The organism is Acidimicrobiales bacterium (assembly GCA_036273495.1).
Classification (GTDB): Bacteria; Actinomycetota; Acidimicrobiia; order Acidimicrobiales; family JAJPHE01; genus DASSEU01.
Window position 1 is genome coordinate 1 of sequence record DASUHN010000234.1, and the last position, 7,174, is coordinate 7,174.

Annotated in this window: 7 protein-coding genes; all 7 read left to right on the plus strand. The window is 72.7% G+C overall.

The window, feature by feature from the left end; translation table 11 throughout:
- A partial coding sequence (locus VFW24_10015) for a S53 family peptidase (protein ID HEX5267096.1) occupies positions 1–1,272 on the plus strand: 1,272 nt, incomplete at its 5' end.
- A gap of 102 nt (positions 1,273–1,374) precedes the next feature.
- On the plus strand, positions 1,375–2,925 hold the full coding sequence (locus VFW24_10020) for an AMP-binding protein (protein ID HEX5267097.1): 1,551 nt from the start codon (positions 1,375–1,377) through the stop codon (positions 2,923–2,925).
- Positions 2,926–2,937: 12 nt separating this feature from the next.
- A complete protein-coding gene (locus VFW24_10025) occupies positions 2,938–3,345 on the plus strand; it encodes a cobalamin B12-binding domain-containing protein (protein HEX5267098.1) in 408 nt (135 codons plus the stop codon).
- Positions 3,345–4,514, plus strand: coding sequence for an ADP-forming succinate--CoA ligase subunit beta (gene sucC, locus VFW24_10030; protein HEX5267099.1), 1,170 nt, complete (start codon positions 3,345–3,347; stop codon positions 4,512–4,514). The genes VFW24_10025 and sucC overlap by 1 nt, the downstream gene beginning before the upstream one ends.
- On the plus strand, positions 4,511–5,401 hold the full coding sequence (gene sucD / locus VFW24_10035; GenBank protein ID HEX5267100.1) for a succinate--CoA ligase subunit alpha: 891 nt from the start codon (positions 4,511–4,513) through the stop codon (positions 5,399–5,401). Before sucC ends, sucD begins: the two co-directional genes overlap by 4 nt.
- A gap of 54 nt (positions 5,402–5,455) precedes the next feature.
- Positions 5,456–6,019, plus strand: coding sequence for a phosphoribosylglycinamide formyltransferase (gene purN, locus VFW24_10040; GenBank protein HEX5267101.1), 564 nt, complete (start codon positions 5,456–5,458; stop codon positions 6,017–6,019).
- Positions 6,016–7,174: bifunctional phosphoribosylaminoimidazolecarboxamide formyltransferase/IMP cyclohydrolase (purH, locus tag VFW24_10045; protein HEX5267102.1), on the plus strand; the 1,159-nt coding region annotated here is incomplete at its 3' end. The genes purN and purH, both read left to right, overlap by 4 nt.

A 7,174-nucleotide genomic window follows, 5' to 3' on the forward strand; every position in this document is an offset into this window, starting at 1 on the left:
GCCATGGTCCCGGCCTCGCTGGCGGGTGACGTCGTGGCGGTCCTCGGACTCTCGGACATCCCCGTGCAGATGCCGCTGCAGGTCCGGACGGCGGCCAGCACCAGCCCGGCTGCGTCCGGATCCCCTGATCTCAGCGGGTTCAGCCCCCAGGCCATCCAGCACGCCTACCAGGCCGACACCCTGCCGGCCGCGTCGGGCAGCACGATCGCCGTGATCGCCAGCGGGGACATGACGTCCACGATCGCCGACCTCCGCTACGCCGAGGCGGGATGGCACCTGCCCCAGGTGCCCGTGAACGTCGTCTACGCCGGGCCCAAGGCCGCCATCGTCGACAACAACCCTCTGACCGGCAACCTGGAGTGGGACCTCGACCTGCAGATCTCCACCGGCGTTGCCCAGAACGTAAAGAGCCTCACCGTCTACGACGTCGCCACCTTCACCGACTCCGAGGTGGCCCGGGGCATCAACATGTTCGCCTCCCAGGACAAGGCCCAGTCGCTGTCGGCCTCCCTGGGCGAGTGTGAGTTCCTGGCCTTCCTGGACGGCGCCATGATCACGACCGACCAGGCGCTGGAGGAGGCGGCGGCCCAGGGCCAGAGCATGTTCGCCTCGACCGGGGACAACGGCTTCGCCTGCCCCGAGGTGGCTTCCACGGGCGCCCCGGGCGGGCCCCCGGACGTCAGCTGGCCCGCCGACGGCGAGTGGACCACCGGAGTGGGCGGCACCACGCTCCTGGCCGACTCCAGCGGCAACGTGACCCAGGAGATCGCCTGGATCGGCGGTGGCGGCGGGATCTCCCCGTTCGAGGCCGCCGGCCCCTGGACCCTCCAGGCCAACGGCGTGGGCCAGACCTGGCAGTTCACCAACCAGGGCGGCCGCAGCGTTCCCGACGTGTCCGCCGACGCCGACCCCAACACCGGCGTCGTCGTCTACGACGGGAAGAACAGCACGACGGTGGTCGGAGGCACGAGCGTGGCCAGCCCGCTGGTGATGGGGCTGTGGTCCCGCATCGACAACGCCGACGCCGGCAGCCTGACCGGGGACGCCTCGGTCAGCTTCTACCGGCTGTACGAGAAGACCAACCCGGCCACGGTCGTCCAGGGGCCGCTCGGACCGGTCTTCGTACCGAACACCAACCCCCAGCCGGTGAACGGCTTCCGCGACATCGTCCTCGGCACCAACGGCGCCTACGCCGCCACGCCGGGCTACGACTACACGACCGGCATCGGGGTCCTGCAGACCGCCACGCTGGCCAAGCTCCTCAGGCAGTAACGCCCTCGGGTCCTCGAGCGGCCCGGACCGGGCCCGGCGCGTCCCTCACGGACGGGCCGGGCCCGGTTTGGCTGTTCGGCCGGCACGGGCAAGGCTGACTTCGTGCACCTGCCCCTGTCGGACCGCCTGGCCCTCCTCACCGGCCGCGGCGTCACCCTGGGGACCCTCGCCGAGCGCCTGGCCGCCGTCCACGGGGACCGGCGCATGGTCGAGGAGGCCTCTCCCGTCCGGGGGGAGGCCAGCCGGCTCCATCTCACCTTCCCCCGCGCCGCCGCGCGGGTGGGGGAACTGGCCCAGGCCATCGCCGGCAAGACCGGGCGGGGTGACCGGGTCGTTCTGGCCCTGCCCAACGGCTACGAGCTGCTCCTGGCGGTGCTGGCCGCCGCCCGGGCCGGGGCCATCCCCGTCCCCCTCAACGCCGAGCTGACTCCGGCGGAGGTCGACCTCGTCGCCGCCGACTCCGGCGCCACCCTGGTCGTCAGCGACCTCGAGGACCTGGCGGTGCCGCGCCGCGGCCCCCGTGCCGACGCGGCCCCGGCCGATCCCGGCGACGTCGGCGCCATCTTCTACACGTCGGGCACCACTGGGCGGCCCAAGGGCGTCCGTCTCACCCACCGGGCCCTCCTCGGAGAGCTGGGGGCCGGGGCGCTGTGGCCGGGCCGCCTCCACCGGGACGAAGCCGTCTTCGGCCTGCCCGTGTCCCACATCATGGGGTTCATCGCCGTGCTGGGGATGGCGGTGGCGGGGATCCCCGTGTACTTCCTGCCCCGCTTCCGCCCCGACGCCGCCCTCGACGCCATCGAGGAGCGCCGGGCCACGATCTTCGTGGGGGTGCCGGCCATGTACCGGCTGATGGACGAGGCGGGGGCCGAGACCCGCGACCTCCGCTCGGTCCGGGTCTGGGCCTCAGGCGCCGACGCCATGCCCGCCGACCTGGCCCGGAAGTTCCAGCGGATGGGCGCCGCCGCCACCCTGCCCTTCCCGCTCCCGGGCGTGGGCCGGAACCTGGGCGAGGCCGCCTTCCTCGAGGGTTACGGCATGGTCGAGACCGGGGGCGGGGTCGCCTTCAAGGCGGCCCTGCCGCTGCTCCGCTTCCTGCCCGGTGACGCCCTCGGCGTGCCGATCCCGCCCAACCGCCTGCGGGTCGTGGGCGAGGACGGCCGCGACGTGCCTGCCGGCCAGGTCGGTGAGCTCTGGGTCAAGGGCCCCGGCGTGCTCCAGGGCTACCACGGGGACGAGGCCGCCACGGCCGAGGTGGTCACCCCCGACGGGTGGCTGCGCACCGGGGACATGGCGCGCAAGGGGGCGTTCGGGCTGGTGCACTTCGCCGGGCGGGGCAAGGACGTGATCAAGCGGGCCGGCTACTCGGTCTACGCCGTCGAGGTCGAGGGGGTGCTCGAGCAGCACCCGGGGGTGGCCGAGGCCGCCGTCGTCGGCCTGCCCGACGAGCGCTCGGGGGAGGCTCCCTGCGCCGCCGTCCGGAGGGCCCCGGGCAGTGCGGTCGACGCCGAGGAGCTGGCGGCGTGGGCCCGGGGGCGCATGGCCGCCTTCAAGGTGCCGGCGCGCTTCCTGTTCGTCGACGAGCTGCCCCGCACCGGCACCCGGAAGGTCCGGCGCGAGGAGGTAAAAGGGCTGTTCGGGGCCCTCACCTAGGATGCGCCGCCGATGAGCGGGCCCTACAGGGTGGTGGTGGCGAAGCCGGGGCTGGACGGCCACGACCGGGGCGCCAAGGTGATAGCCCGGGCGCTCCGCGACTCCGGCTTCGAGGTCATCTACACCGGCCTGCACCAGACGCCCGAGCAGGTGGTCCAGGCCGTGGTGCAGGAGGACGCCGACGCCCTCGGGCTGTCCCTGCTCTCGGGGGCGCACATGACCCTCGTGCCCAAGGTGATGGACCTGTTGCGGGGACAGGGGGCGGACGACGTGGTGGTGGTGGTCGGGGGGATCATCCCGGAGGCCGACATCCCCGAGCTCAAGAAGGTCGGGGTGGCCGAGGTGTTCGGACCGGGGGCGCCGCTCCCGGCGATCGCGCAGTGGTTGCAGCAGACCCTCGACTCCAGAGAGGAGCGGTAGTGGACCTGTTCGAGTACCAGGGGAAGCAGTACTTCGCCCGCTGGGACATACCGGTGTCGGCGGGAGGCGTGGCCGACACGGTCGACGAGGCGATGAAGGTGGCGGAGTCCGCCGGCTATCCCGTGGTGGTGAAGGCCCAGGTGCAGGTCGGAGGCCGAGGCAAGGCCGGAGGCATCAAGCTCGCCGCCGACGCCGACGAGGTCCGCCGGCACGCCGGCGCCATCCTCGGCCTCGACATCAAGGGCCACACCGTGCGCCGCCTGTGGGTCGAGCACGCGTCCGACATCTCCAAGGAGTACTACGCCAGCTTCACCCTCGACCGCGCCGCCAAGAAGCACCTCGGGATGGTGTCGGCCCAGGGCGGCGTCGAGATCGAGGAGGTGGCGGAGAAGGACCCGACGGCCATCGCCCGCCTCCACATCGATCCGGTGGACGGCCTCGACCTGGCCGCCGCCACGCGACTGGTCGAGGAGGCCAACCTCGACCCCGAGGCGCGGGCCGGCGCCGCCGACATCCTGGTGAAGCTCTACCGCTGCTTCGTCGAGGGGGACGCCGACCTGGTCGAGATCAACCCCCTGATCCTGACCCCGGAGGGCAAGGTCCACGCCCTCGACGCCAAGGTCACCCTCGACGACAGCGCCGCCTTCCGTCATCCCGAGTGGGACGAGTTCCGGGGCCTCGAGGAGATGGATCCGCGCGACCGCCTGGCGCGCGACAAGGGCCTGCAGTACGTGGGCCTCGACGGCTTCGTCGGCATCATCGCCAACGGCGCCGGGCTGGCCATGAGCACCTGCGACGTGGTCGAGCAGGTCGGCGGCAAGCCGGCCAACTTCCTCGACATCGGCGGGGGCGCCAACGCCGAGGTGATGGCCAACGCCCTCGAGGTCATCAACACCGACGAGAAGGTGAAGTCGATCTTCATCAACATCTTCGGCGGCATCACCCGGGGCGAGGAGGTGGCCAACGGCATCGTGGCCGCCCTCGGTCGCGTGGACATCAAGGCCCCGATCGTCATCCGCCTCGACGGCACCAATGCCGACGAGGGCCGGCGCATCCTGTCCGAACACGAGTCCGACCGCCTCGTGTCGGTGCCGACCATGCTCGGCGCGGCGCGCAAGGCCACCGAGCTGGCGGGCGGGACCGTCAGGGAAGCGCAGGTGTCACGGTGAGCATCTTCGTCGACGACAAGACCAAGGTCGTGATCCAGGGCGTCTCGCCCACCGGTCAGGGCCTCTATCACGGCCTGCGCAACCGCAGCTACGGGACCCAGGTCGTGGCGGGCACCAACCCCAAGCGCGGGGGCGAGGTCATCGAGGACATCCCCGTCTACGCCTCGGTCAAGGAGGCGGTGCAGGCCACCGGGGCCACGGCGTCGTTCATCGCCGTTCCCCCCGGGGGAGCTCCCGGCGCCATCCTCGAGGCGGCCGAGGCGGGCATCGCCTTCATCGTGTGCATCACCGAGTTCATCCCCGCCCAGGACGAGGCACGCGTCTACAACGTGCTGCGGCGCGACTTCCCCCAGACCAGGCTGCTCGGCCCCAACTGCCCCGGCATCATCAGCCCCGGCAAGTGCAACATCGGCATCACGTCGGGGGACATCGCCACGCCCGGCGGGCCGGTGGGGCTGGTGAGCCGCTCGGGCACCGTCTTCTACCAGGCCCTCTACGAGCTGACCCAGAAGGGGATCGGCCAGACCACCGGCGTCGGCATCGGTGGCGACCCCGTGCCCGGGACCAGCTTCATCGACTGCCTGTCGGCCTTCGAGGCCGACCCCGAGACGCGGGCCGTGCTGATGATCGGGGAGATCGGCGGCTCCGCCGAGGAGGAGGCCGCCGAGTTCATCGGCAAGGAGATGTCGAAGCCGGTCGTCACCTACATCGCCGGGGTCACCGCCCCGCCGGGCCGGAAGATGGGCCACGCCGGCGCCATCATCTCGGGCTCCAAGGGCACCGCCAAGGCCAAGATGGACGCCCTCGAGGCGGCCGGGGCCCGGGTGGCCATGAACCCCACGGCGGCGGCCGACATCATGGCCGAGGTGGTCGCCGGACTGGGCTGAACGGCCGGTTGCAAACGTCGGGCCCGAGCCGGTCCCTCCGGTAGCCTCGGTCCAGTGCGGCTCGGGGTGCTGGCGTCCGGCAGTGGGACCAACCTCGAGGCCATCATCGAGGCCGGGCTGCGCCCGGCCGTGGTCGTCGTCGACCGCCCCTGCCGGGCCACCGAGGTGGCCGCCGGCGCCGGGGTGCCGGCCGAGATCGTGGAGCGCGACTCGTTCGGCGCCGCCTTCGACCGGGTCGCCTACACCCACCGGGTCGTCGACGCCCTGGCCGCCCACGCCGCCGAGCTGGTGGCCATGGCCGGCTTCGGCACCATCCTGGAGAAGCCGATCTTCGACGCCTACGCCGGGCGGATCCTCAACACCCACCCCGCCCTGCTGCCGGCGTTCCCCGGCTGGCACGCGGTGGAGGAGGCCCTGGCCGCCGGCGTGAAGGTGACCGGCTGCACCGTGCACGTCGCCACCCTCGACGTCGACTCCGGGCCGATCCTGGCCCAGGAGGCGGTGCCCGTCCTGCCCGGGGACACCGTCGCGTCGCTCCACGAGCGGATCAAGGCCGTCGAGCGCCGCCTGTTCCCCGAGACCATCCGCCTGTTCTCCGAAGGAGCCCTCCCCACGTGAGCCCCCGCGCCCTGCTGTCCGTCTACGACAAGACCGGGATCCAGGCGCTGGCCCAGGGCCTGCACGGCCTGGGCTGGGATCTGGTGGCCTCGGTCTCCACCGGGGCGGCGCTCGAGGAGGCGGGGGTCCCCTTCGTCCGGCTGGCCGACCTGACCGGCTTTGCCGAGATGCTCGACCACCGGGTCGTGACCCTGCACCCGGCGGTGCACGGGGGGATCCTGGCCGACCGGGCCAAGCCCCAGCACCTGGCCGACCTCGAGGAGCACGGGATCACCGCCATCGACCTGGTGGTCGTGAACCTCTACCCGTTCCGCGAGCGGCCGGGCATCGAGACCATCGACATCGGGGGGCCCGCCATGGCGCGCGCCGCCGCCAAGAACCACGCCCACGTCGGCGTGGTCGTCAACCCCGGGGACTACGGGCTGGTGCTCGACGAGGTGCGCCGGGACGGGGCGCTGTCGGAGCAGACCCGCACCCGGCTGGCGCGCGACGCCTTCGCCCACACCGCCGCCTACGACGCCGCCATCGTCACCTGGCTCGACGAGGGGTCGGCCGACGAGCTCCCCCCGACGATCCACCTGGCCCTCGAGCGCTCCCAGGAGCTGCGCTACGGGGAGAACCCCCACCAGGTGGGCGCCCGCTACCGCGAGATCGGCCGCCGGGGCTGGTGGGACGGCGCCGTCCAGCACGGGGGCATGGCGCTGTCGTTCCTCAATCTCTACGACGCCGAGGCGGCCTGGCGCCTGGTCCACGACCTCGGCACCGAGGCTCCCGCCGCCGCCATCATCAAGCACGCCAACCCGTGCGGGGTGGCCGTGGCCGCCGACATCTCGACCGCCTACGAGCGGGCCTTCGAGTGCGACCCGATGTCGGCGTTCGGCGGCATCGTGGCCCTGAACCGGCCGGTCAGCTCCGAGCTGGCCGAGGAGATCGTCGCCAACCCCAAGGCCGACGTGCTGGTGGCGCCCGGCTTCGCCGACGGCGTGCTCGACCTCCTGGCCGCCAAGCGCAAGAACATGCGCGTGCTCGAGGCCCCGCCCCCCGGGCCGGTCCGGTTCGACTACAAGCCGGTCGACGCCGGGATCCTCGTGCAGGCCCCCGACCGCTTCCAGGCCCCCCGGGACAGCTGGCGGGTCGTAACCAAGGCGGCTCCCA

Bases quoted from the DNA above. Each gene is read 5' to 3' on its own strand.
- VFW24_10025 (HEX5267098.1), top strand. From the start codon at position 2,938: ATGAGCGGGCCCTACAGGGTGGTGGTGGCGAAGCCGGGGCTGGACGGC.